A 24,366-nucleotide genomic window follows, 5' to 3' on the forward strand; every position below is an offset into this window, starting at 1 on the left:
TTCGATCAAGGCGCCGCCAATGGAGATGGCGACACGGCACAGGATCGGTACCCGGCGATCACTTCGTATACAATATCGGCGCAAGCGATTGACACACTTGCCGACGCCATGATCGTATACCGCAAAGGGGTAAGGGTGATGGTATCGCGGCGTGAGATGATGGTGGGGGCGGCGGCGCTGGCGGTCGGGGGGCGGGCCGGGGCTGCGGTCGGGGCGGGCGACGCGGTGGTGCGGGCGCGGCCGTTGCCGCTCGGCGCGGTGCGGTTGCGGCCGTCCGACCAGGCGACGGCGGTGGCGGTCAACCGGCGCTATCTGTTGCGGCTCGAACCCGACCGGCTGCTGCACAACGTCCGCCTCTATGCCGGGCTGACGCCGAAGGCGCCGATCTATGGCGGGTGGGAGAGCGATACGATCGCCGGCCATACGCTGGGCCATTATCTCAGCGCGCTGGTCCTGGCCTGGCAGCAGGGCGGCGATGCCGAGATGCGGCGGCGCGCCGACTATATCGTCGACGAGATCGCCGCCGCGCAGGCGAAGCGCGGCACCGGCTATGTCGGCGCGCTCGGGCGCAAGACCAAGGACGGCGCGATCGTCGACGGCGAGGCGATCTTCACCGAGATCGCGCGCGGGGAGATCACCTCGGGCGGGTTCGATCTCAACGGCTCATGGTCGCCGCTGTACACCGTTCACAAATGGCTCGCCGGATTGCTCGACGTGCATGAGGCCTGGGGCAATGCCCGCGCGCTCGCGGTGGCGGAGGGGCTGGCGGGCTATATCGAACGCGTGTTCGCGGCGCTGAGCCCGGCGCAGGTGCAGACGGTGCTCGGCTGCGAATATGGCGGGCTCAACGAAAGCTATGCCGAGCTGTACGCCCGCACCGGCGCGCCGCGCTGGCTGCGGATGGCGCGGCTGATCCACGACGACAAGGTGCTCGATCCGCTCGCGCGCGGCGAGGACCGGCTCGCCAACCTCCATGCCAATACGCAGGTGCCCAAGCTGATCGGCCTCGCCCGGCTGCACGAGGTGAGCGGCGGCGATCCCGCGGCGGCGCGCGCCGCGCGCACCTTCTGGGACGCGGTGGTCGCGCATCACAGCTATGTCATCGGCGGCAATGCCGACCGCGAATATTTCACCGCGCCCGACACGATCGCGGAGCATATCACCGAGCAGACCTGCGAGCATTGCAACACCTACAATATGCTCAAGCTCACGCGGCATCTGTGGGCGTGGCAGCCGGACGGCGCCCTGTTCGACTATTACGAGCGCGCGCACCTCAACCATGTGATGGCGCAGCAGGACCCGGCGACCGGCGGCTTCACCTATATGACGCCGCTGATGAGCGGCGCGGCGCGCGAGTTCTCGACGAGCGCCGACGATGCCTTCTGGTGCTGCGTCGGATCGGGGATGGAGAGCCATGCCAAACATGGCGATTCGATCTTCTGGGAGGGGGGCGACGGCACCTTCTACGTCAATCTCTACACGCCGGCCGATGCGGACTGGGCGACGCGGGGCGCGCAGGTGACGCTGGACACGCGCTATCCGTTCGAGCCGGAGGCGACGCTGACCTTCACCCGGCTGCGCCGCGGCCGTTTCGCGGTGGCATTGCGCGTACCCGGCTGGGCGGGCGGGGACGCGCGCGTCACGGTCAACGGCGAGCCGGTGACGCCCGTTGTCGCGCACGGCTATGCCGTGGTCACGCGCGCGTGGCGGGCGGGGGACCGGATCGCGATCACGCTGCCGCTCGCGCTGCGGCTGGAGCCGGCACCGGGCGATGCGCGCACCGTGGCGGTGCTGCGCGGGCCGCTGGTGCTCGCCGCAGACCTGGGTGCGGCGGAGACGCCGTGGGACGATCCCGACCCCGCGCTGGTCGGCGGCGATCTGCTCGCCGGCTTCGTCGCCACCGATGCTGCCGCGGCACGCTATGCGACGCGCGGCGTGCTGCGGCCCGGCGACCGCGCCATCGTGCCCTTCTATCGCCAGTATCGCCGGCGGAGCGCGGTCTATTTCCGCCGCTTCGATGCGGCCGAATGGGCGCGCGAGGAGGCGAACTTCACCGCCGAACAGGCGCGCCTGCGCGACGTCGCCGCGCGATCGGTCGACGTCATGCACCTCGGCGAGATGCAGCCCGAGCGCGACCATGGCCTGACCAGCGCGTCGTCCTATCCGGTGACCTATCGCGGGCGTACCGGGCGCGATGCGCGATCGGGCGGCTGGTTCGAATGCACGATGGCGGTGAAGCCGGGACCGCTGCTGTTGCAGGCGAGCTATTGGGGCGGCGAGCGGCCGCGCGAGTTCGATGTGCTCGTCGATTCCGTCAAGGTCGCGACCCAGCATCTGAACAACGACGCGCCGGGGCGCTTCTTCGACGTCGCCTATCCGCTGCCCGAGGCGCTGACCCGCGGCAAGGCCAAGGTGCGCATCCGCATCGTGCCGCATGACGGCAGCACCGCCGGGCCGGTATTCGGCCTGCGCATCTATACCGCCAGACCGGGAGAGACCGTATGACCGAACGCGCCGGCGTGCCGATGACGCTTGCCGCATTGCGCGCGCTCGCCCGCGCCAAGCTGCGCGCGGTCGGGCTGGCCGAGGATCATGCCGAGGCGGTGGCGGAGACGATGGTCGCCGGCGAGCGCGACGGCTGCGCCAGCCACGGCATCTACCGGCTGCTGGTCGCCGCGGCGAGCGTGAAGGCGGGCGTGGTGGTGCCCGATGCGGTGCCGGTGGTCAGCCGGCCGGGCAAGGCGCTGGTCCGCGTCGACGGCGGCGGCGGCTTCGCCCAGCTCGCCTTCGCGCGCGGCCTGCCGGCGCTGGTCGAGGCGGCGCGCGCGCATGGCATCGCGGCGCTGGCGCTCAACCATGTCGTCCATTTCGCGGCCCTGTGGCCGGAGGTGGAGACGCTGGCGCGCGAAGGGCTGGTCGCGCTCGCCTGTACGCCGTCGCATGCCTGGGTGGCGCCGGCGGGGGGCACGCAGCCGGTGTTCGGGACCAATCCGATCGCCTTCGGCTGGCCACGACCGGGCCGCGATCCGTTCGTCTTCGACTTCGCGACCAGCGCGGTGGCGCGCGGCGAGATCGAACTGCATCGCCGCGCCGGCCTGCCGGTGCCAGACGACTGGGGCTATGACGCCGATGGCGCGCCGACCACCGATGCCGAAGCGGTGCTCGACGGGGCGATGCGCACCTTCGGCGGCCACAAGGGCTCCGCGCTCGCCGCGATGGTCGAGCTGCTCGCCGGGCCGCTGATCGGCGATCTGACCAGTCGCGAATCGCTGGCGGTCGATGGCGGGCGCGGCGGCTCGCCGGTGGGCGGCGAGCTGATCGTCGCGATCGATCCCGCGGGCTTCCTCGGGGCGGAGACCGCCGGGCATCTCGCGCGCGCCGAGGCGATGTTCGCGGCGATCGAGGCGCAGGGGGCACGGCTGCCCTCGGCGCGGCGCTATGCGGCGCGGGCGCACAGCCTGTCGGAGGGCGTGGTCGTGCCGGCTGCGCTGCATGCCGAGATCATGGCGATCGGGGCGGAGGCGTGAGGCCGGCATGGATCGTCGCGCTCGCGCTGCTCGCGGCGCCGGCTGCCGCAGCGTCCGGCACCGACGCCGGCGTCGGTGCTGCCGATGCGCGGCTGCGCGCGCTCTACACCGCGGAATATGCGTGGCGGAAGCAGCAGCTGCCGCCGAGCGAGGACGACGACAAGGGCAGCGCGCGCAGCCTGCCCGATGTCGGCCCCGCCGCGCAGGCGGCCAAGCTGGCGCGCTGGACGCAGACCGCCGCGGCGCTCGCCGCGATCCGCCCGGCGGCGCTGTCGCCGGCGGCGCGGGTCGATTACGGCGTCTATGCCGAGCAGATCCGCGCCCTGCTCGCCGCGCAACGGTTCCGCGATTATGAGATGCCGCTCACCTCGGATTCGAGCTTCTGGAGCGACCTTGCCGATCAGGCGCGCGAGCCCTTCGCGCGGGCGGAGGATTATGCGCGCTATCTGAACATGCTGCGCACCGTCCCGGGCTATTTCGACCAGAATATCGCCAATATGCGCGCCGGACTGGCGCGCGGCTTCACGCCGCCCAAGGTGACGCTGACCGGACGCGACATCGGCGTGGCGCAGGTGGTCGCGGCGGGGGCGGGGGAGGCGTCGCCCTTCTACGCCCCGTTCCGCACGATGCCCGCGACGATGCCCGCCGCGACCCAGGCCAAGCTGCGCGCCGAGGCGCTGGCGGCGCTCCGCGACGCGGTGGTGCCGGCGCATCGCCGCCTGCTCGCCTTCCTGCGCGACGAGTATATCCCCGGCGCCCGCACCTCGCTCGCCGCCTATGACCTTCCCGATGGCCGCGCCTATTATCAGTCCAAGGTCGCCGAATATACGACGCGCGACCAGACGCCGGAGCAGGTGCATGCGATCGGCGTCGCCGAAGTGGCGCGCATCCGGGCGCGGATGCAGCAGGTGATGACGACGGTCGGCTTCACGGGCGACCTGCCCGCCTTTCTCGCGATGCTGCGGCGCGATCCGCGCTTCTACGCGAAGACGTCGCAGGCGTTGCTCGACCGCGCCGCGTGGATCGCCAAGAGCTTCGACGGCAAGGCGGCGCGCTATTTCGGGCGGCTGCCGCGCGCCCGCTTCGCGATCAAGCCGGTGCCCGCCGATCTTGCGCCCTTCTACACCAGCGGCCGGGGTGGCCCCGGCGTCTATCTGGTCAACACCTACGACCTGCCGTCGCGCGCGCTGTATGCGCTGCCGGCGCTGACTCTGCACGAAAGCGCGCCGGGCCATGCCTTCCAGATGCCGCTCGCAGCCGAGAACCGCGACCTGCCCGCGTTTCGCCGCGAGACCTATCTGTCGGTCTATGGCGAGGGCTGGGCGCTCTATTGCGAGGCGCTGGGCGAGGAAATGGGGATGTACGAGACGCCCTACGACCTGTTCGGCATGCTGAGCTACCAATCGTGGCGCGCGTCGCGGCTGGTGGTCGATACCGGCATCCACGCGATGGGCTGGAGCCGCGCGCGGGCGCAGGCCTATCTGCGTGAGAACACCGCGCTCGCCGATCACGAGATCGAGACCGAGGTCGACCGCTACATCGCCTGGCCGGGGCAGGCGCTGAGCTATTATACCGGCGAACTGGCGATCGTCGCCGCGCGCCGCCGCGCCGAGGCCGCGCTCGGCCCGCGCTTCGACATCCGCGCCTTCCACGACACGGTGCTGGCGCTGGGATCGGTGCCGATGCCCGAGCTCGACCGCCGGATCGATGCGTTCATCGCCGAGGGGGGCAAGGGGCCGTATCCCGCGGAGGACCGCTGAGGGCGGTCAGCGACGGGCCTTTCGAGTATCCCGGGCGATTGCATAGGGGCATTGCTTTTGCCCCGCGCGCGCCAAACTCCCCCCGTCACCCCGGACTTGTTCCGGGCCCCACCCCGCGGCGAGGAGAAGGGCCTGAGGCGACACCATTCCCTTGCGGCCCGGTGGACCCCGGAACGAGTCCGGGGTGACGGGTATGGCAGGGAACCGATCGAACCTCGCCGCCGCCATTTGCGGTCGGCTCCCAGCCCGAGGCGTCAGACCGTCGGACCATCCAGGTCGAAGGGCCGGTCGATCGACGGTTGCGGTTCGGTGAACCAGGCGGCGCCGTCCGCGGTGACGTGGAAATGATCCTCGAGCCGGATGCCGTAGCGGTCGGGGACGACGACCATCGGCTCGTTCGAGAAGCACATGCCCGGCGCGAGCGGCGTCGTGTCGCCGCGGACGAGATAGGCGGGCTCGTGGATCGACAGGCCGATGCCATGACCGGTGCGATGCGGCAGGCCGGGCAGGCGGTAGTCGGGGCCGAGCCCGGCGCGCTCCAGCACCGCGCGTGCCGCCGCGTCGACCGCCTCGCACGGCACGCCGGGGCGCACCGCGGCGAAGGCGGCGGTCTGCGCCTCCTTCTCCAGATCCCAGGTCGCGCGGATGTCGTCGTCGACGCGGCCGAAGGCATAGGTGCGGGTGATGTCCGACTGGTAGCCGTGGATCGCGCAGCCGGTGTCGACCAGCACGAGCTGGTCCTCCGCCAGTATCTGATCGCCGGGCAGGCCGTGCGGAAAGGCGGTCGCGGTGTCGAACTGCACCGCGCAGAAGGTATAGCCCGGCGCGCCGAGCGCGCGATGCGCGTCGTCGATGAAGCGCTTGACCTCGCTGGCGCGGATGCCCGGCGCGAGGATGCGCGCGGTGCGGCGGTGGACCTCGAGCGTCATCGCCTTCGCCTGCGCCATCAGCGCGAGCTCGGCCGGCGATTTGATCATCCGCAGCCCGTCGATGATCGCAGCGCCGTCGGTGACCGTCAGCGTCGCGCCGAGCCGCCGCGCGACGGCGAACGGCAGCAGCGGGTCGAGTGCCAGCGTCGCGCCGGCGGGCAGCGCGTCGACGACCAGGGCGACCGGGTCCTCATCCTCTTCCCACAGGCGGATGTCGGCGGCGATCTCCAGCTCGGCGATCAGCGAGCCGCGCTCGAACGCCGGGCAGATCACGATCGGCTCGCCCGTGACCGGCAGCAGCAGCGCGACGAGCCGTTCGGTCGGCGACCAACCGACGCCGGTGAAATAGCGCAGCGACGCGCCGGCGGTGACGAGCAGTGCGGCGGCGCCGCTCGCCGCGGTGGCGGCACGCGCGCGGGCAAGCCGGTCGCTGCGCTCGACCGCGCCGATCACCGGCGCGGGGTCCGGCCAGGGGGCGAGGGTGGCGAGTTCCGCCGCTGCGTTCGATCCGCCGATGGTCATCGTGTTGCTCCGAAACGGTCGAGGGAAAAGGGGGTGAGGTCGATCGGCGCGGCCTGGTCCGCGACGAGCGCGGCGACGATCTCGCCCGTCGTCGCCGCCAGCGTCAAGCCGAGATGCTGGTGGCCGAAGGCGTAGAGCAGGTTGGGCGTGCGGCGCGAGCGACCGATCGCGGGGAGGTAATCGGGCAAAGTCGGCCGCGCCCCCATCCAGCGCGTGAACGGCGGCCGCATCGCCAGTCCGAGCGCCTGCACCTGCGCCTCGAGTCGCTGCCATTTGCGCGGGTCGGGCGGCGTGGCGGCATTGCCGAACTCGACGAAGCCCGACGCCTGCACGCACTCGGCATAGCGGGTGACGATCATCGACCGGTCCTCGAACACCAGCGGCGGGCAGTCGGCGGGCCAGGCGTCGGCGGCGGCGCGGATGTGATAGCCGCGCTCGGCGATCAGCGGCGCCACATGGCCCGTGCCGGTCATCAACGCGGCGCTGCCGACGCCGGCGGCGACCACCACCAGATCGGCGGGGTGCCCGGTGACCGCAGCGCGGCCTAGGTCGACGGTCAGCGTCGCCGCGGTGCGGACGAGCCGGCCGCCGGCGGCGATCAGCGCGGCTTCCAGCGCGGCGGCGAGTGCGCCGAGGTCGGCGATCTGGCCGCTGCCGGTGAAGCGGATCGCGCCGGCAACCGGCACCGCCGACACCGCCGCGATCCGCGCGCGATCCTCGGGCCCCGCGTCGCGGATCGTCGCGACGCCGGTATCCGCCGCGCGCCAGGCGGCGGCGCCCCGTTCGGCACTGGCCGCATCGTGCCAGGCGACGAGATGGCCGTCCTCGCGCAGCAATGCGGGGGCGTCGATCGCGGTCACCAGCCGCCGCCATGCCGGCATCGCGGTGGCGAGCAGCCCGCCGAGCGCAAGGCTGCCGTGGCGGAAGCGCGACGGCCGGCTGGCGGCGAGATAGCGCGGCACGAACGGCAGCCAGTCGCGCGCCATCGCGAGCGGCAGGTCGAGCGCGCCGCCCGCGGCAAAGCGCCGCCGCCACGCGCTTGCCACCGAAGCGGGCGAGGCGAGCGGCGCGACCTGTTCGACCGCGATATGGCCGGCGTTGTTCCACGACGGCGCCTGCCGCCCGGCATCGCGGTCGAAGACGGTGACGGCATGACCGGCACGGGCGAGCGTCACCGCGCTGGCCAACCCCACCACACCCCCGCCCAGAATCGCGACCTTGCGTTGCATCATCTTGTCCTTGCCGCGCTTCTATGCTTTGGTATACGATATTCCACAGATGGTAGAGGACGCAAGCAGCATGACGATCGGGTGGAGGGGCGTTTTCCCTGCGGTGACGACTCAGGTGCGCGAGGACCTTTCGATCGATCTGCCCGATACGCAACGCGTCGTCGATGATCTGGTGCGCGACGGCGTCACCGGCGTGATCGCACTGGGCACCGTCGGCGAGAACAATTCGCTCGATTTCGACGAGAAGGTGACGACGCTGACCGCGATCGTCGAGGCGGTGGCGGGGCGCGTCCCGGTCGTTACCGGCGTATCGGAATACGACACGCGTCGCGCGGTGCGCTATGCGCAGGCGGCGGAGAAGGCCGGGGCGGACGGGCTGATGCTGTTGCCGCCGATGGTCTATGTGCCCAAGCCGCACGAACTGGTGAACCATTTCCGCGGCGTCGCCGAGCAGACCGGCCTGCCGATCATGCTCTACAACAATCCGCCCGCCTATCGCACCGTGATCGACCAGCAGGTGCTTGCCGCCCTGGTCGAGGTGCCGAATATCGTCGCGGTCAAGGAATCCGCGCCGGATACGCGCCGCTTCACCGACTTCCGCAACGCGTTCGGCGACCGCTACGTGCTGTTCGCCGGGCTCGACGACGTCGCGCTGGAGGGGCTCTATCTCGGCGCGCAGGGCTGGGTATCCGGCCTCACCAACGCCTTCCCCAGGGAATCGGTCGAGCTGGTGCGCGCGTTCGAGCGCGGCGATCATGCCAAGGCGATGGAAATCTATCGCTGGTTCATGCCGCTGCTTCACCTCGACGCCGAGCATGACCTCGTCCAGTCGATCAAGCTCGCCGAGCAGGTGATGGGCCGCGGTTCGGAGCGCGTGCTGCCGCCGCGCTACGTGCTGGAGGGCGCGCGCCGCGCCGAGGTGATCGCGATGGTCGAGACGGCGGCGGCGACGCGGCCGGTGCTGACGACCGCCGCAGCGGCCTGAACGCCCGGTGCGCCACACCTTCTTCTGCATCGACGGTCATACCGCGGGCAATCCGGTCCGCCTCGTCGCCGGCGGGGCGCCGCTGCTGCGCGGCGGATCGATGTCGGAGCGGCGTCAGGATTTCCTGGCGCGCTTCGACTGGATCCGCACCGGCCTGTGCTTCGAGCCGCGCGGCCACGACATGATGTCGGGCGGCTTCCTCTATCCGCCGACCACCGCCGACGCCGATATCGGCATCCTGTTCATCGAGACCAGCGGCTGCCTGCCGATGTGCGGCCATGGCACGATCGGCATCGTCACCTTCGGGCTGGAGCACGGGCTGATCCAGCCGGCGAAGCCGGGGCGGCTGCGCGTCGAGGTGCCCGCCGGGGTGATCGACATCGCCTATGAGACGGCGGGCGACAAGGTGACCGCGGTGCGCATCACCAACGTCCCGTCCTATGTCGCGGCGACCGGTATCGCGGTCGATGTCGAGGGGATCGGGCCGCTGTCGATCGATGTCGCCTACGGCGGCAATTATTATGCGATCGTCGAGCCGCAGGGCAATTACGCCGGGCTTGACCAGCTCGGCGCCGACCGGATCATCGCGCTCAGCCGCGGCGTCCGCGCCGCGGTGCAGGCGGCGTTCGAGCCGGTCCATCCGCTCGACCCGACGATCCGCGGCGTCAGCCACGTGCTGTGGGCCGACCGGCCGAGGGGCGAAGGCGCCGACGGCCGCAACGCGGTGTTCTACGGCGACAAGGCGATCGACCGCTCGCCCTGCGGCACCGGCACATCGGCGCGGCTCGCGCACCTCGCCGCCAAGGGCGCGCTCGCGGTCGGCGACCGCTTCGTCCACGAAAGCTATATCGGCAGCCGCTTCATCGGCCGGGTCGAGGCCGCGACGATGCTTGGCGACATGCCGGCGATCGTGCCGTCGATCGAGGGATCGGCGATCGCCACCGGCTTCAACACGATCTGGATCGATCGCGCCGACCCGTTCTGGGAGGGTTTCCAGGTCACATGACGGTGTCGCTTCCGATCGGCGCCACACGATGAGCATCGTCATCCGCACCCTGTCCGAACGCGTGTTCGAGATCGTGCGCGAGCGGATCGTCACCGGCCAGCTGCCGACCGACACGCCGCTGCGCCAGGACGCGCTTGCCGCCGAACTGGGGGTGAGCAAGATCCCGCTGCGTGAGGCGCTCGGCCGCCTGCAGCAGGAGGGGCTGCTGACCAGCCAGGCCAATCGCGGCTATATGGTGCGCGCGCTCTCCACCGATCAGGCGGAGGAGATCTATGCGTTGCGCCTGGCGATCGAGCCCGCCGCCGCCGCTTATGCCGCATCGCGCGCCGATTCGCCGGCGCGCGATGCGGTGGTGCAGGCGTTCGAGCGGCTCGACCGCGCCGCCGGCAGCAACCTTGCCGAGGTGGCGATCTCCAATCGCGAATTCCATGTCGCGCTGGTGCGTCCCGGTGGCCGGCTGCTGACCACGCAGCTGATCGAGCGCTTGTCGATCCTCGCCGAACGCTATGTCGTGGCGCATCTCGCCCCCGCGGGGCGGGAGACGCGCGCGCATCAGGAGCATCGCGGCCTGCTCGACGCCTTCCTCGCGCGCGACGGTGCGGCGCTGGAGACGTTGCTCGCCGCGCATATCGCCGCGACGCTCGCCGACCTGCGGGAGCAATTCGCCGCCGGCTGAGGCGCGACCATGTCATAAGGAGGGGGATCGGATCATGCTGGGGCCGCGCAAATCGCTCGACGCCGTATTGCGCCCGGACGCGGGGCAGGCGCTCGCCAAGACCTTGTCCTGGCCGCATCTGATCGCGCTGGGGGTGGGCGCGATCGTCGGCACCGGCATCTATACGCTGACCGGGGTCGGCGCCGAGCGCGCCGGGCCGGCGGTGATCCTCGCCTTCGCGATCGCCGGTGCGGTCTGCGCCTGCGCCGCGCTCGCTTATGCCGAGCTGGCGACGATGATCCCGGCGGCGGGCAGCGCCTATACGTTCAGCTATGCCGCTTTGGGCGAGACCGCCGCCTGGGTGGTCGGCTGGAGCCTGATCCTCGAATATTCGCTTGCCTGTTCGACCGTGGTGGTCGGCTGGGCGGGCTATCTGGTCGGCTGGATCGAATCGGCGGGGGTGCACCTGCCGGCGCTGCTGCTCGCCGGGCCGCATGGCGGCGGGCTGATCAACCTGCCCGCGGTGCTGGTCGCGCTCGGCGTGATGGGCCTGCTGCTGCTCGGCACGCGCGAGAGCGCGACGCTCAACATCGTGCTGGTGATCGTCAAGCTGACCGCGCTCGGCCTGTTCCTCGCCTTCGCGCTGCCGGCGTTCGACGGGGACAACCTCCACCCGTTCATGCCTTACGGCTTCGGATCGGTGGAGAGCGGCGGCACCAAGCGCGGCGTGATGGCGGCGGCGGCGATCGTCTTCTTCGCCTTCTACGGCTTCGACGCGGTCGCCACCTCGGCGGAGGAGGCGAAGAACCCCGGCCGCGACCTGACCATCGGCATCGTCGGCTCGATGCTCGTGTGCACGCTGATCTATATGGCGGTGGCGGTCGCCGCGGTCGGCGCGCTGCCGTTCGCGCAGCTCGGCCATTCCGCCGAGCCGCTCGCGCTCGTGCTGCGCAGCCTCGGCCGCCCGTTCGCGGGCCATCTGATCGCGCTCGCCGCGGTGATCGCGCTGCCTTCGGTGATCCTGGTGATGATGTACGGGCAGAGCCGCATCTTCTTCACCATGGCGCGCGACGGCCTGCTGCCGCGCCGCCTCGCGACGCTCAGCCCGCGCACTGGCGCACCGGTGCGGATCACATTGCTCACCGGTGTGTCGATCGCGCTGGTCGCGGGGCTTTTCCGGCTCGACGAGATCGCCGAACTGGCCAATGCCGGCACCTTGCTCGCCTTCATCGCGGTGGCGACGTGCATGATGGTGCTGCGCCGCCGCGCGCCCGCGGCGAAGCGGCTGTTCCGCTGCCCGGCGCCGTTCGTCGTCGGCACGCTGGCGGTGCTCGGCTGCCTCTATCTGTTGTGGAGCCTGCCGCAGGCGACGCTGGTGCGCTTCCTCGGCTGGAACGCGATCGGGCTCGCCGCCTATCTGGCCTATGGCCGCCGGCACGGGCTCGCCGCGCGGCGGTGAGGGCACCGGCAGCCGGGTCGCACGTTCGGACGGGACGATGACTCATGCCCCCTCCGTCGGCGCCCGCCGCCTGCCGCCCCTGCTCGCCGGACTCGCGCTGATCGCGGTCGGCCTCGTGATCCTGCTGGTCGGGGCGTTCGCGACCAGCCGCTATCCCTTCGCCTTCGACCGCGCGATCATCGTCGGCGCGCGCGCCTGGGGCGGGCCGGCGTGGCTGCCCAAAGTGGCGAGCGACATCACCGCGCTCGGCGGCGGTGTCGTGCTGACCGTGATTGTGGTGATCGTCGCCGGCTTCCTGCTGATCCAGCGGCTGTGGCTGACCGCGGCGGCGACCGCGCTCGCCAGCCTCACCGGCGGCTGGGTGGTCGATGCGGTGAAAGGCGTGGTGCTGCGCGCGCGCCCCGATCTGGTGCCGCACCTCGTCGATGCCGGCGGCTACAGCTTCCCGAGCGGGCATGCGACGTCGAGCGCGGTCGTCTATCTGACGCTTGCCTCGCTCGCCGGGCAGGTGACGCCGGATCGCGCGGCGCGGCGCTATCTGCTCGTCGTCGCGGTGCTGCTGGTCGGCGCGATCGGGTGCAGCCGCGTCTATCTCGGCGTCCATTGGCCGAGCGACGTGCTCGCCGGCTGGAGCTTCGGCACGCTCTGGGCGCTCGGCTGGTGGACCGCCACCGCGCGGGCACGGGCGGCGATCGGCGGGGAACGCTGACCCGCCGCCCCGTCGGGGCAAGATGGACAGCTTAATGGAAACGAACCAGTCCGATCGTTTCGATTCCTGCGCCGACGAGCAAGAGCGACGCGCGACGCGTCGATACCGGATGCCCGTCGTGCAGGACGGCGGGCCGACAGAGTAGAATGTCGGCCCCCTGACCGATCAGCCGCGTTCGGCGAGCTTGCGTTCCCAGGCGAGCGCGTCCTTGACGATCGTCTCGAGGTCGTCGCGCTGCGGCCGCCAGGGCAGCGCGGCGAGGATCGCGCCATTGTCGGCGACGAGCGCGGCGGGATCGCCGGCGCGGCGGCCCTCGTAGCGGCGCTGGATCGTCAGGTTGGTGACGCGATCGACCGCGTCGAGCACCTCGTTGACCGAGAAGCCGCGATTGTAGCCGGCATTGAGCGTATGGCTCTTGGTCGGCTCGGCGACGAGCAGTTCGAGCGCGGCGACGTGCGCGGCGGCGAGGTCGCTGACGTGGATGTAATCGCGCACGCCGGTGCCGTCGGGCGTGTCGAAGTCGGTGCCGAACACCGAGACCGCCTCACGCTTGCCGGTCGCCGCCTCGACCGCGATCTTGATGAGGTGCGTCGCGCCGACCGTCGACTGGCCCGAGCGGCCCTGCGGATCGGCGCCCGCGACGTTGAAATAGCGCAGCGCGCAATAATTGATCGGATGCGCCGCGGCGACGTCGCGCAGCATCGCCTCGGTCATCAGCTTCGACATGCCGTACGGGTTGATCGGCACGGTCGGGTCGCTCTCCTGCACCGGCACCTTGGCCGGCGTGCCATAGGTCGCGGCGGTCGACGAGAAGATGAAGTGCGGCACGCCCTCGACCACCGCGCTCTCCAGCAGGGCGCGCGTCGCGGCGGTGTTGTTGCGATAATATTTGAGCGGGTCGCTCACCGATTCCGGCACCACCACCGATCCGGCGAAATGCATGATGGCGCGCACCCGATGCTCGCGGATCGCAGCGCGGACGGTGGCGTCGTCCTCGATGTTCGCCTGTACCAGCGTGGCGCGCGGATCGACCGCCCAGTCGAAGCCGGTGACGAGATTGTCCACGACGACAACCTCATAGCCCGCGTCGAGCAGCGCCAGCACCGCATGGCTGCCGATATAGCCGGCCCCGCCGGTCACCATCACCTTACCCTGGAACGCCATCATGTTTCTCCCGTCTTTCGCGCGCCCTACCGCGTTCCTACATCGGCGCAAAGGAGACTATCATGACCGAACATGTGACACTGGCCGGTGGCTGCTTCTGGTGCACCGAAGCGGTGTTCAAGGACGTGATCGGCGTCGAGAGCGTCGAGAGCGGCTATATCGGCGGCTCAGTGCCCGATCCGACCTACAAGCAGGTGTGCGGCGGCGACACCGGCCATGCCGAGGCGATCCGCATCGGTTTCGACCCCGAGCAATTGCAGCTCGGCGACCTGCTCGACATCTTCTTCGCGACGCATGACCCGACGCAGCTCAACCGCCAGGGCAATGACGTCGGCACGCAATATCGTTCGGCGATGTTCCCCGCGGACGAGACGCAGGAGGCCGAGATGCGTGCGGCGATCGAGCGCGCGCAGGCGGACTCGGCCAAGCCGATCGTGACGACGATCGAGCCGATGTCGACCTGGTATCCCGCCGAGGGCTATCACCAGGATTATTGGGAGACATCGGGCCGCTCCAACCCCTATTGCATGGCGGTGATCCCGCCCAAGTTGCAGAAGCTGCGCAAGAGCTTCGCGGCGCGATCGAAGGCGGTGACCGCGTAACCGCCAAGTCCTCCCCGCCAGGGGAGGGGGACCGTTCGGCGCTAGCCGAATGGTGGAGGGGGAGGACAGGGCGGGAGCCCGGACAACGAAGCTCCGCCCTGTCCTCCCCCTCCGTCACGGCTTCGCCGTGCCACAGTGCCGGGTCGCACATGCCCCCGGCATGTGCTTGGATTGCCGGGGGCAATCCAACCCGGCACTCCCTGGCGGGGGAGGAATGATTCACACCTTCCGCGCGAGCGCCTTCTTCAGCTTCGCATGCGCGGCGGCCTTGATCTGGCAGACGCGCGCCGCGCCGACGCCGATGACCTGGCCGATCTCCTCGAGGTTCAGTTCCTCGACGTAGAACAGCTGCACCACCAGCGCCTCGCGCTCGGGCAGGGCGGTGATCGCGGCGATCAGCGTGTCGCGCAGGTCGCTGGCGGCGAGTTGCTCGAACGCGTCGGGCGTGTCGTCGGCGAACCAGGGCAGGTCGTCCGCATAGACCTCGTCCATCGATTCGAACCGGACCGCATCGGCGGTCTCGTATTCGGCGCGCAGCTTCTCCACCGTCACCCCCAGTTCCTTGGCCAGCGCCGCCTCGTCGGGCGCGCGGCCGGTGCTTGCCGTCAGCGTTGCCACCGCGGCATGATATTGCCGCCGCCGCCGCATCGCGCCGCGCGTCGTCGTCGCCTGCCGGCGCAGTTCGTCGATCATCGCCCCGCGCAGCCGGGTCTGCAGATAGGCGCGGAACTGCGCGCCCTGTTCGGCGGCATGGCCGACCGCCTCGACCAGCGCGACGAGCCCGATCTGCACGAGGTCCTCGACCTCGACGATCGAGCTCATCGAGCCATGGACGTGCCAGGCGATGCGGCGGACCAGCGGCAGATATTGCCGGATCATCGCTTCCTGATCGCCGCCCGGGCGCGAGGCGCGCGAATAGGTGAGCGGACCCTGCGGCACCATCGCGGCCGGCGCCGGCGTCGCGGCGGCGAAGCGCTGCTGCATCGGCTCGGCGCTCATGCCGCCAGCGCCTGATGCTGCTGGCCGATCACCGCGACCACCTCGACCGCCTTCTCCTCGGGCACCTCGAAGAAAGACAGCACCGGCGTGTCGGGCAGCACGGTCTTCACCAGCTTACGGATCGCGACGCGGATCGCCGGCTGGACGACCAGCGCGAACGGCTTGGCCTCGGCGATCAGCGGTTGCGCCGCCTCTTGCAGCGCGTCGACGATGCGACGGCCGAGGTCGGGCTCGATGACGTGGCGGCGCGACTGGTCGGCGCGCGCCGCCTGGCCGAGCAGCCCTTCGAGCTGGCCGTCGAGCGTCATCACGCGCAGCGGCTCGCGCACGCCGCACAGCTTCTGGATGATCAGCGGGCCGAGCTCGGGGCGGATCAGCTCGATGATCTCTTCGGCGTCGGCGCTGCGCGTGGCGGCAACGGCGATCGCCTGCGCGATGCGACGGAATTCCTTCAACGGAATGTTCTCCGCAAGCAGGCCCTTGAGGACCTGGGTGAGGGTGGTGAGCGGCAGCGGACTGGGGGTGAGCGAGGCGACGAGCTGCGCCGCGCGCTCCTTGAGCCCGTCGAGCAGCGACTGGACCTCATCGGGGCCGAGCAGGTCGGTCGCGTTGGCGCCGAGCAGATGGTTGAGGTGCGTCGCCATCACCGTGCCGGCGTCGACGACGAGGAAGCCTGCGCCGGTCGCCGCATCGGCATCGCCCGACGGGATCCAGGTGGCGTCGAGCCCGAAGGTCGGGTCCTTCGCCTTCTTGCCGTTGAGCGCGCCATAGGCCTGGCCGGTGTCGAGCGCGAGCATCTCGTCAGGCGACACCTGATCCTCGCCGAGCACGACGCCGTTGATCAGGATGCGATAGGTATAGGGCGCGAGGTTGATGTCGTCGCGCACCCGGCATTGCGGCACGACGAAGCCCAGCTCGCGCGACAGCTGGCGGCGCACGCCGGTGATCCGGCCCATCAGCGGCGCGCCGCGGCGCGGATCGACCAGCGGCACCAGGCCGTAGCCGATGTCGAAATTGACCTGCATGCCGTCGGTCACCTCGTCCCAGCCGATCTTGGACGGATCGGCCGGCTCTTCGGCCACCGCGGGGGCGGCCTCGACGGCAGGGCGGCGCTCGATCTGGCGCAGCTTCCAGGCGGCGAAGCCGGCGAGCCCGGCGGCGGTGAGGATGACGATATGCGGCATGCCCGGCAGCAGCCCGAGCAGGCCGAGGATCACCGCGACCGGCGTCCAGGTGCGCGGGGAGCCGAACTGGCCGCCGATCTGGCCGGCGAGATCCTTGTCCGACGACACGCGGGTGACGATTGCGGCGGCGGCGATCGACAGCATCAGGCTGGGCAGCTGCGCGACGAGCGCGTCGCCGATCGCGAGCAGGATATAGCTTTTCGCGGCCGCGGCGATCGTCATGCCATGGCTGACCGGGCCGAGGATCAGCCCGCCGACGACGTTGGCGGCGAGGATGAGCATCGCGGCGACGGCGTCGCCCTTCACGAACTTCGACGAACCGTCCATCGAGCCGTAGAAATCGGCCTCGGTCGCCACTTCGACGCGGCGCTTCTTGGCGTCGTCGGGGGTGATGAGGCCGGCGTTGAGATCGGCGTCGATCGCCATCTGCTTGCCGGGCAGCGCGTCGAGGGTGAAGCGGGCGGAGACTTCCGATACGCGGCCGGCGCCCTTGGTGACGACGATCAGGTTGATGATCATCAGGATCGCGAAGACGAAGATGCCGACGACATAGTCGCCGCCGATGAGGAAGGTGCCGAACGCCTCGATGACGTGGCCCGCCGCGCTCTCGCCCTCGTGACCGTGGACCAGCACGATACGGGTCGAGGCGACGTTGAGGCCGAGGCGGAACAGCGTGGCGAACAGCAGCACCGTCGGGAAGGACGAGAAGTCGAGCGGCTTCTGCGCGTTGAGCGACACCATCAGCACCGCGAGGCTGATCGCGATGTTGGCGACGAAGAAGATGTCGAGCAGGAAGGCCGGGATCGGCACCACCATCACGACGACGAGCAGCAGGATGGCGAGCGGCAGCGCCGCGCCGCGGCCGGAGGCGAGCAGCTTGTTCACGTCAGCGGCCCCCCATGCTGGCGAGCATCATATAGGCGAGCCTCGCATTGTTCGGGGACGGGCGCAGCAGGCTGTTGGCTGCGGCCGGCTTGCCGGCGCCGAACCGGCCCATCGCCTGCGTCGCCCAGGCGAGCGCGTCCTCGGCGCTCTGGTTGCCGCCGGTGACGACGGTGGAGCCGTCCATGTCGAGCGCCTGCGCGGCGAAGGCGAGGTTGGCGTTGCGCGTCTCGGTGGTGCTGTCGCTCGCCGCGCCGAGCTTGTCGGCGAAGCGCTGGTAGATCGCCGACAGCGAGCGCGGCTGGCCGTTGCCGGCGTAGAAGATCGAGCGGTTGGCGCCGGCCGCCTGCGGGAACAGCGACGCGGCGGATGCGCCGGGGTTGCTCTGCATCGCCGAGAGGAATTTCTTGGCGCCGCCGATCCCGAGGAAATGCGCCATGTAAAGGTCGGTGCCGTTGGCCGAGCGGCCGAGCGTGCCTTCGAGCACGTCCTTGTTGTCGGAGGCGTGCTCCGCCGCCATCAGCGAGGCGGCGGTGGGATCGTTGCGCAGCGCGAGGATCGCCGAGCGGGTGGCGGGATCGTTGACGGTGAAATGGCCGCGCGACTGGCCGATGCTGTCGGCCGCCCAGGCCATGCCGTGCTCGGCGCCGTGCTTTTTGACGACCGCGAGCCAGCTCTGCTCGACGAACTGGTACAGGCCCGACGCCGACGAGGTGCCGGCGCGCGCATTGGCGTTGAGCCCGCTTTCGATCTTGGCCTGACCGAGCAGATAGTCGAAGTCCACGCCCGTCTTGCTGCTCGCAAGCGCGATCGCGGACTGTACCCGGCCGGATGAAATCGGATTGACGGTCATTACGAAGAAAGCACACCCCAGTTGTCGCAGGTGTGATCAGCAAGGACCGTGCCAGTTGCGCCGTGCGCGGGGTGCAGGGCGGGCAATCGGATGCGCGTGCCGCGCGCTGCCCCGGGCGGGGCGGGGGGCCGGTCAGGCGTAGGCCGACACCAGCGTCGGGCGGAAGCCATGGCCGGCATCGCCGGTCAGAATTTGCAGGCGGCGGCGAACATTTGCCGCCATCAGATTGACGTAGATCCGGCACGTCTCGTTGAGCCGGTTCGCCTCGTCGGCAAGCGCACGCACGTCGTCACCGGCGGGACCGGTGCTGAGCGCCGCCACCTGTTCGATGCCGGCGAGCTTTTCCTGCGTCGCGCGCTCCAGCGCGCTGACGTCGTTGGTCTTGAGGGCGTCGATCTCGGCATGGAGCGAGTCGATCACCTGGATGAGGGCATCACGCCGCGTCATTGCTTACCCAATCGAGCCGGAGTGCGATGAGCCGGTCGGCGATCGTCGCCGGCAGGATGGGGAACGACCCGTTCTGGATCGCCTTCTTGATCGCGTCGACGCGATCGCTGTTGACCGGCGGTTCGGCGGACAGCGTCCGGGCGAGGTTGGTCAATTGCGTCGCGGTATTCGCCGCGGGCGCCTGTTGCGTCGCCTGCTGCACCGCGGGCTGCACCGCCGGCGCAGCCGCGGGTGCGGCGACGCGCGAGACGCTCCCACTTCCGTTCAGCGGCGTTGAGCCGATCGAGTCCACCATGTCCGCACCTATCTGTGTTGCCTGACATGAGGATAAACGGCCGATCGGCGTGCGGCTTTAACGAAAAAGATTCCATCGTCATGCCGGCGGCGTCACTCGCCCCAGCCGGGCAGGGTGGCGCGGCCGCTTTCCAGCGCGATCGCCTGCACCGGACCCTTGGCGTCGTCGACCTTGACCATGAAGCGGCCACCCGGCGGCGCATCGCCCATCGCGACGCCTTCGCGGCTGATCGAGAAGCCGGCCGAGCCCGCCTCGATCACCACCGGGTCGCCGCGGCGGATCACCGGCTCCGCCTTGGCGGCGACCGTCATCGGGCGCGCGGCGGTGGTGGCGGGCGGGGCGGCGTTGGCGGGGCGGATCACGGGCACGAAGATGCGCCAGTCCGGTCCCGAGCACGACACGACGACCGCGTCATGCGCCTCGGTCCGCCAGGCGAGCGCCACGGTCGAGCAGGCCGCCAGCCGCAGCCGGCTGTCGATCGCGGTGCGGGCGCCGCCCTCGGCGCCGATCGGGCGGCTGGTGAAGGCGGAGACGGCACGGTCGAGCCCGCCGGTATCCTGGAAGGCGACGGCGCCGCCAGCAGCGGCAAGCAGCAGGGGAAGGAAGATCATGGCTGATGGTCCATCGGGTTGGATTGTTCGCCGACGAAGGCGAGCGTGACGATCGCGGCGCGGCGGCCGGGACGGGGATTGGTGGTGATGGTGATGCGGTCGCTGACCGGCGCGAGCGCGGCGGCGAGCGCGCGCGCACGATCCGCGGCGAGCAACGCGGCGCTGCCGGTGGCGCGATCGACATCGGCGGCGCTGCCGTCGGTCGATCCGGTCACGGTCAGCGCGACGCGCGGATCGCGCACCGCCTCACGCGCCCAGGCGATCACCGTGGCGGGGCTGGCGGGCAATGCCGCCGCGCCCGGTGCGAAGTCGAACAGCCCGGCGGCCATCACCGGCAGCGCCGCTGCGGCGCGGGTGCCGCCGAAACTCTCGCGCAGCGCATCGGTGATCGCATGCGGCTTCTCGCTCGCCTGGATCAGCACGAAGAAGCCGACCAGCAGCAGCGCGAGGTCGGCGAGCGTCACCAGCCACAGCGGCCTGGCGGGCGGCGAAGGCGGATAGAGCGCGTCGCCGGTCATGCGACGCTCTGCAGGGGATGACGCGGCGTCTCGCGCAGCGCGAGCGCGAGCAGCGGCGCCTCGATCCGCGCGCGTTCGAATGCCTCGACCCGGCCCGCGGCGCGCAGCCGGTGGCAGATCGGGGTGAGCACCAGATTGGCGAGCAGCGCGCCGTACAGCGTCGCGAGCAGCGCGATCGCCATCGCACCGCCGATCGCCTTGGGATCGGTCATGTTGGCGAACATGCCGGCCAGGCCGATCAGCGTGCCGACCATGCCCATCGCCGGCGCCGCCTCGGCCGCCGACGACCAGACCTCGGCGATCGCGACGTGGCGGGCGACCCGCGCTTGGCGATGATAGCGCAGCAGCGCCTCGACCTCGCGCGGGGTGGCGCCGTCGACGATCGCGGCGATCGCGGCGGCGACGTCGGGATCGGCGATCACCGACCGGTCGAGCGCGACGACGCCATGCCGCTTGGCGATCCGCGCCTGTGCGGCGACCTGATCGAGCAGCGCGTCGGCGCGGAACGGCCGGCGCACGAGGACACGCAACGCCGACACCGCGCCGAGCGCATCGCGCAACGGCGCGCGCAACACCGCGGCAAGGGTCGTGCCGCCGCCGACGATGGCGAGCGCGACGGGATCGAAGAACTGGGCAATCAACATGCGCGAGGGTGATGCAAGGGGCGGGCCAGTTGGGCTGGCGGTACGTGATGTCGGCGTGTGATGGGGGGCGTTCGGCATCGGCAGGCCGCGGCAGTGGGGTTCGCTCGGCGTCCTTCTCCTACCCGTCACCCCGGACTGGTTCCGGGGTCCACCGGGCCGCAAGAGAAAGGCTTCCCATCACGCCTTTCTCCTCGCCGCAGAGTGGACCCCGGAACAAGTCCGGGGTGACGGGTGGCGGGGTGACGCCGCGCGGCAAACGGGGCCAGCTCGCGCGCATGCGCCTGCGGGTGTTCCACGACCGAGCATGTCGGTGGCGAATTGACCGAAATTGGTAAACGCATCCAACACCATCCGGTGCATCGATCCGGCAGCGATTGCCGCTCCCCGGCAATGCCCGGCAAGCGCTTGCCGCTTGCCTTGCCGGTCCGCTTCCACCCTCCTCGCCGGCGCCGAAAATGCGGTCCGCACCAGCCGGAATCGAAAACTGGCACGGCGGTTGCTTTAGTCCTGGCAGCGCAATGGAGCGCCGGAGATTTGGGCCGATGGCCGCAGACAGTTTGTTCGGAGTGCATGGTGCCGCCCTCGAAGTGCGCGGGCAGCGTATGGGCGTGCTGGCGTCGAACATCGCCAACGCCTCGACCCCCGGCTTCAAGGCCAAGGACATCGACTTCAAGTCGGCGCTCGCCACGCTGGAGCAGGACGGCAACCGCAGCCTCGATGCCGCGACCAAATATCGCGTGCCGCTGCAGACCTCGATGGACGGCAACACGGTCGAGCTCAACGAGGAGCAGACCGCCTTCGCCGAGAATGCCGTCCAGTATCAGACGACGCTGTCGTTCCTGAACGGGCGCATCGGCCAGATCACCCGCGCGCTGAAGGGGGAATAAGCCAGTGGCCGATCCGATGAACGTCTTCCAGGTCGCCGGTCGTGCGATGAGCGCGCAGCTCATCCGCATGAACACGACGGCGTCGAACCTCGCCAATGTCGGTGGCACCACCGGCTCGGCGGAGACCGCGTACAAGACGATGAAGCCGGTGTTCCGCACCAGCTTCGACGCCGCCAGCGGCCTCGCCACCGTCGATGTCGAGAAGATCGTCACCGCCGGCGAGGCGCCGACCAAGGTCTACGACCCGAACAATCCGCTCGCGGACAAGGATGGCAACATCTTCCAGGCCGCCGTCGATGAAAGCCGCGAGCTCGTCGACATGATGGAGACCGCGCGCTCCTACCAAAACAACGTCGAGGTGATGAACACTGCCAAGCAGCTCACCATCGATACCCTCAAGCTGGGACGCTAAACCATGGTGACCACTGCCTCGACCGCCCAGTCGACCTTCGATGCGACGCTCGACAAGCTCGGCATCAAGCGTGCGGCGCCCAACACCAGCGCGAACATGCCGACCGGTGCTTCGTCGACCCCCGGGACGACCAAGACGACGCTGGACCAGAACGACTTCCTGAAGCTGCTCACCACGCAGCTCAAGAACCAGGACCCGCTCAGCCCGATGGACAACACCCAGATGGTTGCCCAGATGGCGCAATTCTCGTCCGTCGCCGGCATCAGCGAGATGAACAAGACGCTGACCGGCGTCGCCACCAAGCTCGGCTCGACCAGTGCGTCCGACGCGATGAGCTATGTCGGCAAGACCGTGCTGACCGCCGGTTCGACCGCCTATCCGCGCGCCTCCGGCAATCTCGACGGCGCCGTCGAGCTCGACGAGGATGCGACGCAGGTCAACGTCTCGATCGCCGACGCCAACGGCGGCACGCTGCGCAACCTGCAGCTGGGCACGCAGAAGAAGGGCACCGCGACCTTCGATTGGGACGGCAAGGACGGCGCCGGCAACAGCGTCGGCCCCGGCCCCTTCACGATCACCGCCTTCGCCACCGCCGGCGACAAGACGGTGACCAGCCGCACGCTGGTGTGGGCGCCCGTCGAATCCGTGTCGCTGCCGTCCAGCGGCGCCCCCAAGCTCAAGGTCCTGGGGGTCGGCGACGTCGACCCCTCGGACGTCCGTTCCGCCACCTGACCCTTATCCGCCGACCTACCGCTTCCAAGGAGTAACCCGATGTCCTTCTACACTTCGCTTTCCGGCCTCCAGGCGTCGCAGACCGACATGGCGACGATCAGCCACAATCTCGCCAACGTCTCGACCACCGGCTTCAAGAAGAGCCGCACGCAGTTCGCCGACATCATCGCATCCAGCACCTCGACCGATCCGCGCAAGATGGTCGGCTCGGGCGTGGTCGTGAAGGGCAACACGCAGCAGTTCAAGGAAGGCAACCTCAGCACCACGTCGAACGCGCTCGACCTGGCGATGGTCGGCGAAGGCTTCTTCACGATGCGGTCGACCGGCACCAGCGACTCGACCACTTATACCCGCAACGGCGCCTTCTCGGTCGATTCGAACAACAACGTCGTCGACGCGCAGGGCAGCTACCTGATGGTCTATCCGGTCGACAGCGACGGCAACGTCACCGCCACCGGCGAGAAGGGCCTGACCACGCTGCAGATCCAGCAGACCAGCGGCACGCCGAAGGGCACCAGCAAGGTCGCCACCGCGGTGCAGATGTCGTCGACCTCGACCGTCAAGGGCGCGAGCGTCGACTACAAGTTCGATCGCACCGACACGACGAGCTACAACAACTCGGTCGCCTCGCGCATCTATGACGCGAATGGCAATCCGATGACGATGACCAGCTATTACGTCCGCACCGCCGGCGGCACCGCCGGTCCGCCTGCGACCACCGGCGCCTGGGACGTCTACACCTTTGTCAACGACCAGCCGATGACCACCGGCACTGGCGCGGCCAAGACCGACAAGATCACGCTGACCTTCGACGACAAGGGTACGCTGACCAGCGGTTCGCAGCCGGTCATCAACTTCAACACCTTCGCGCCGACCTCGGGTGCCGCCGCGCAGACCGTGTCGCTCGACCTGACCAATTCGACGCAGCTTTCGTCGGCCTTCGCGGTCAACGCCAAGACGCAGGACGGCATCCCCGTCGGCCAGCTCGCCGGCGTGACGGTGACCGACGCCGGCCTGATCCAGGCGAGCTTCTCGAACGGCGACATCAAGCCGCTCGGCAAGGTGGCGCTGGCCAAGTTCTCCACCCCGACTGGCCTGCGCCAGATCGGCAGCAGCTATTGGGCGGCGACCGGCGTGTCGGGCGCGGCGACGCTGGGGTCGGCGAGCGCCGACGGCTTCGGCTCGCTGATGAGCGGCACGATCGAAGGGTCGAACGTCGACATCACCGAGGAACTGGTCAACCTGATCGCGGCACAGCGCAACTTCCAGGCGAACTCGAAGGCGCTCGATACCGCCAACCAGGTCTCGCAGACCATCATCCAGATCCGCAACTAAGCGAAGCGGAGCGGGGGCCT

Annotated in this window: 24 protein-coding genes; 13 read left to right on the forward strand and 11 right to left on the reverse strand. The window is 70.0% G+C overall.

The features are described from left to right. Positions 1-138: 138 nt before the first annotated feature. From HD841_RS03575 to HD841_RS03585, 3 genes are read left to right on the forward strand one after another with little or no spacing between them, the layout of a single operon-like run. Positions 139-2,505, forward strand: coding sequence for a glycoside hydrolase family 127 protein (locus HD841_RS03575; RefSeq protein ID WP_179507490.1), 2,367 nt, complete (start codon positions 139-141; stop codon positions 2,503-2,505). Further along, positions 2,502-3,527: an Ldh family oxidoreductase gene (locus HD841_RS03580; RefSeq protein ID WP_179507491.1), complete on the forward strand. Its 1,026-nt coding sequence runs from the start codon at positions 2,502-2,504 to the stop codon at positions 3,525-3,527. The genes HD841_RS03575 and HD841_RS03580 overlap by 4 nt, the downstream gene beginning before the upstream one ends. Next, the gene (locus HD841_RS03585) at positions 3,524-5,287 is read left to right on the forward strand and encodes a DUF885 domain-containing protein (RefSeq protein WP_373562919.1); all 1,764 of its coding nucleotides are present in this window, start codon (positions 3,524-3,526) and stop codon (positions 5,285-5,287) included. The genes HD841_RS03580 and HD841_RS03585 overlap by 4 nt, the downstream gene beginning before the upstream one ends. A 254-nt stretch (positions 5,288-5,541) precedes the next feature. Here HD841_RS03585 and HD841_RS03590 read toward each other — a convergent pair whose 3' ends face one another. Further along, complete coding sequence (locus HD841_RS03590) at positions 5,542-6,738, reverse strand: M24 family metallopeptidase (protein ID WP_179507492.1); 1,197 nt, start codon at positions 6,736-6,738, stop codon at positions 5,542-5,544. Then, positions 6,735-7,967 (reverse strand): NAD(P)/FAD-dependent oxidoreductase, encoded by a 1,233-nt coding sequence (locus tag HD841_RS03595; RefSeq protein WP_179507493.1) that lies wholly within the window; start codon positions 7,965-7,967, stop codon positions 6,735-6,737. Before HD841_RS03595 ends, HD841_RS03590 begins: the two co-directional genes overlap by 4 nt. A gap of 70 nt (positions 7,968-8,037) precedes the next feature. On the opposite strand from HD841_RS03595, the gene HD841_RS03600 reads away from it, so the two are divergent. Genes HD841_RS03600 through HD841_RS03620 form a run of 5 tightly spaced genes read left to right on the forward strand, consistent with a single transcriptional unit; the run spans position 8,038 to position 12,781 of the window. After that, positions 8,038-8,952, forward strand: a complete 915-nt coding sequence (locus HD841_RS03600; RefSeq protein WP_179507494.1) for a dihydrodipicolinate synthase family protein — start codon at positions 8,038-8,040, stop codon at positions 8,950-8,952. A 7-nt stretch (positions 8,953-8,959) separates the two neighbouring features. Further along, complete coding sequence (locus HD841_RS03605) at positions 8,960-9,958, forward strand: 4-hydroxyproline epimerase (protein WP_179507495.1); 999 nt, start codon at positions 8,960-8,962, stop codon at positions 9,956-9,958. A gap of 28 nt (positions 9,959-9,986) precedes the next feature. Beyond that, the gene (locus tag HD841_RS03610) at positions 9,987-10,634 is read left to right on the forward strand and encodes a GntR family transcriptional regulator (RefSeq protein WP_179507496.1); all 648 of its coding nucleotides are present in this window, start codon (positions 9,987-9,989) and stop codon (positions 10,632-10,634) included. Positions 10,635-10,668: 34 nt separating this feature from the next. Beyond that, the gene (locus tag HD841_RS03615; RefSeq protein WP_179507497.1) at positions 10,669-12,072 is read left to right on the forward strand and encodes an amino acid permease; all 1,404 of its coding nucleotides are present in this window, start codon (positions 10,669-10,671) and stop codon (positions 12,070-12,072) included. Positions 12,073-12,109: 37 nt separating this feature from the next. Then, on the forward strand, positions 12,110-12,781 hold the full coding sequence (locus HD841_RS03620) for a phosphatase PAP2 family protein (RefSeq protein WP_179507498.1): 672 nt from the start codon (positions 12,110-12,112) through the stop codon (positions 12,779-12,781). Positions 12,782-12,946: 165 nt separating this feature from the next. Here HD841_RS03620 and galE read toward each other — a convergent pair whose 3' ends face one another. Continuing rightward, a complete protein-coding gene (gene galE / locus HD841_RS03625) occupies positions 12,947-13,945 on the reverse strand; it encodes a UDP-glucose 4-epimerase GalE (protein ID WP_179507499.1) in 999 nt (332 codons plus the stop codon). Between the two features lie 62 nt (positions 13,946-14,007). Between galE and msrA the strand changes: the two genes are divergently transcribed. Beyond that, a complete protein-coding gene (msrA, locus tag HD841_RS03630) occupies positions 14,008-14,547 on the forward strand; it encodes a peptide-methionine (S)-S-oxide reductase MsrA (protein ID WP_179507500.1) in 540 nt (179 codons plus the stop codon). A gap of 219 nt (positions 14,548-14,766) precedes the next feature. Here the strand turns inward: msrA and HD841_RS03635 are convergent, their stop codons facing one another. The 8 genes from HD841_RS03635 to HD841_RS03670 form a co-directional block, all read right to left on the reverse strand. After that, positions 14,767-15,546: a sigma-70 family RNA polymerase sigma factor gene (locus HD841_RS03635; protein WP_179507501.1), complete on the reverse strand. Its 780-nt coding sequence runs from the start codon at positions 15,544-15,546 to the stop codon at positions 14,767-14,769. Beyond that, positions 15,543-17,615, reverse strand: coding sequence for a flagellar biosynthesis protein FlhA (gene flhA / locus HD841_RS03640; RefSeq protein ID WP_179507502.1), 2,073 nt, complete (start codon positions 17,613-17,615; stop codon positions 15,543-15,545). Before flhA ends, HD841_RS03635 begins: the two co-directional genes overlap by 4 nt. A 1-nt stretch (position 17,616) precedes the next feature. Next, positions 17,617-18,465 carry a lytic transglycosylase domain-containing protein gene (locus tag HD841_RS03645; protein WP_179507503.1) on the reverse strand — a complete coding sequence of 283 codons (849 nt, stop codon included), beginning with the start codon at positions 18,463-18,465 and terminating at the stop codon, positions 17,617-17,619. Between the two features lie 132 nt (positions 18,466-18,597). Next, positions 18,598-18,912 carry a flagellar protein FlgN gene (locus HD841_RS03650; RefSeq protein WP_179507504.1) on the reverse strand — a complete coding sequence of 105 codons (315 nt, stop codon included), beginning with the start codon at positions 18,910-18,912 and terminating at the stop codon, positions 18,598-18,600. Continuing rightward, positions 18,899-19,207, reverse strand: a complete 309-nt coding sequence (flgM, locus tag HD841_RS03655) for a flagellar biosynthesis anti-sigma factor FlgM (protein ID WP_179507505.1) — start codon at positions 19,205-19,207, stop codon at positions 18,899-18,901. Before flgM ends, HD841_RS03650 begins: the two co-directional genes overlap by 14 nt. Before the next feature lie 92 nt (positions 19,208-19,299). Further along, on the reverse strand, positions 19,300-19,818 hold the full coding sequence (locus HD841_RS03660) for a flagella basal body P-ring formation protein FlgA (RefSeq protein ID WP_179507506.1): 519 nt from the start codon (positions 19,816-19,818) through the stop codon (positions 19,300-19,302). Further along, positions 19,815-20,336, reverse strand: coding sequence for a flagellar motor protein MotB (locus tag HD841_RS03665; protein WP_257015192.1), 522 nt, complete (start codon positions 20,334-20,336; stop codon positions 19,815-19,817). Before HD841_RS03665 ends, HD841_RS03660 begins: the two co-directional genes overlap by 4 nt. Beyond that, positions 20,333-20,980: a motility protein A gene (locus tag HD841_RS03670; protein WP_179507507.1), complete on the reverse strand. Its 648-nt coding sequence runs from the start codon at positions 20,978-20,980 to the stop codon at positions 20,333-20,335. Before HD841_RS03670 ends, HD841_RS03665 begins: the two co-directional genes overlap by 4 nt. 542 nt (positions 20,981-21,522) lie before the next feature. On the opposite strand from HD841_RS03670, the gene flgB reads away from it, so the two are divergent. The 4 genes from flgB to HD841_RS03690 are packed head-to-tail and all read left to right on the forward strand — an operon-like array spanning position 21,523 to position 24,346. Continuing rightward, complete coding sequence (gene flgB / locus HD841_RS03675) at positions 21,523-21,867, forward strand: flagellar basal body rod protein FlgB (protein ID WP_179507508.1); 345 nt, start codon at positions 21,523-21,525, stop codon at positions 21,865-21,867. Positions 21,868-21,871: 4 nt separating this feature from the next. Continuing rightward, positions 21,872-22,279, forward strand: a complete 408-nt coding sequence (gene flgC / locus HD841_RS03680) for a flagellar basal body rod protein FlgC (RefSeq protein ID WP_179507509.1) — start codon at positions 21,872-21,874, stop codon at positions 22,277-22,279. A 3-nt stretch (positions 22,280-22,282) separates the two neighbouring features. Then, a complete protein-coding gene (locus HD841_RS03685) occupies positions 22,283-23,011 on the forward strand; it encodes a flagellar hook assembly protein FlgD (protein ID WP_179507510.1) in 729 nt (242 codons plus the stop codon). A 39-nt stretch (positions 23,012-23,050) separates the two neighbouring features. After that, the gene (locus HD841_RS03690) at positions 23,051-24,346 is read left to right on the forward strand and encodes a flagellar hook protein FlgE (protein WP_179507511.1); all 1,296 of its coding nucleotides are present in this window, start codon (positions 23,051-23,053) and stop codon (positions 24,344-24,346) included. The last annotated feature ends 20 nt before the right edge of the window (positions 24,347-24,366 follow it).

The organism is Sphingomonas melonis (assembly GCF_013409985.1).
Classification (GTDB): Bacteria; Pseudomonadota; Alphaproteobacteria; order Sphingomonadales; family Sphingomonadaceae; genus Sphingomonas; species Sphingomonas melonis_A.

Bases quoted from the DNA above. Each gene is read 5' to 3' on its own strand.
- HD841_RS03575 (WP_179507490.1), top strand. From the start codon at position 139: ATGGTATCGCGGCGTGAGATGATGGTGGGGGCGGCGGCGCTGGCGGTC.
- HD841_RS03580 (WP_179507491.1), top strand. From the start codon at position 2,502: ATGACCGAACGCGCCGGCGTGCCGATGACGCTTGCCGCATTGCGCGCG.
- HD841_RS03590 (WP_179507492.1), bottom strand. From the start codon at position 6,738: ATGACCATCGGCGGATCGAACGCAGCGGCGGAACTCGCCACCCTCGCC.
- HD841_RS03595 (WP_179507493.1), bottom strand. From the start codon at position 7,967: ATGCAACGCAAGGTCGCGATTCTGGGCGGGGGTGTGGTGGGGTTGGCC.
- HD841_RS03600 (WP_179507494.1), top strand. From the start codon at position 8,038: ATGACGATCGGGTGGAGGGGCGTTTTCCCTGCGGTGACGACTCAGGTG.
- HD841_RS03610 (WP_179507496.1), top strand. From the start codon at position 9,987: ATGAGCATCGTCATCCGCACCCTGTCCGAACGCGTGTTCGAGATCGTG.
- HD841_RS03615 (WP_179507497.1), top strand. From the start codon at position 10,669: ATGCTGGGGCCGCGCAAATCGCTCGACGCCGTATTGCGCCCGGACGCG.
- HD841_RS03620 (WP_179507498.1), top strand. From the start codon at position 12,110: ATGACTCATGCCCCCTCCGTCGGCGCCCGCCGCCTGCCGCCCCTGCTC.
- galE (WP_179507499.1), bottom strand. From the start codon at position 13,945: ATGGCGTTCCAGGGTAAGGTGATGGTGACCGGCGGGGCCGGCTATATC.
- msrA (WP_179507500.1), top strand. From the start codon at position 14,008: ATGACCGAACATGTGACACTGGCCGGTGGCTGCTTCTGGTGCACCGAA.
- HD841_RS03635 (WP_179507501.1), bottom strand. From the start codon at position 15,546: ATGAGCGCCGAGCCGATGCAGCAGCGCTTCGCCGCCGCGACGCCGGCG.
- HD841_RS03645 (WP_179507503.1), bottom strand. From the start codon at position 18,465: ATGACCGTCAATCCGATTTCATCCGGCCGGGTACAGTCCGCGATCGCG.
- HD841_RS03650 (WP_179507504.1), bottom strand. From the start codon at position 18,912: ATGACGCGGCGTGATGCCCTCATCCAGGTGATCGACTCGCTCCATGCC.
- flgM (WP_179507505.1), bottom strand. From the start codon at position 19,207: ATGGTGGACTCGATCGGCTCAACGCCGCTGAACGGAAGTGGGAGCGTC.
- HD841_RS03660 (WP_179507506.1), bottom strand. From the start codon at position 19,818: ATGATCTTCCTTCCCCTGCTGCTTGCCGCTGCTGGCGGCGCCGTCGCC.
- HD841_RS03665 (WP_257015192.1), bottom strand. From the start codon at position 20,336: ATGACCGGCGACGCGCTCTATCCGCCTTCGCCGCCCGCCAGGCCGCTG.
- HD841_RS03670 (WP_179507507.1), bottom strand. From the start codon at position 20,980: ATGTTGATTGCCCAGTTCTTCGATCCCGTCGCGCTCGCCATCGTCGGC.
- flgB (WP_179507508.1), top strand. From the start codon at position 21,523: ATGGCCGCAGACAGTTTGTTCGGAGTGCATGGTGCCGCCCTCGAAGTG.
- HD841_RS03685 (WP_179507510.1), top strand. From the start codon at position 22,283: ATGGTGACCACTGCCTCGACCGCCCAGTCGACCTTCGATGCGACGCTC.
- HD841_RS03690 (WP_179507511.1), top strand. From the start codon at position 23,051: ATGTCCTTCTACACTTCGCTTTCCGGCCTCCAGGCGTCGCAGACCGAC.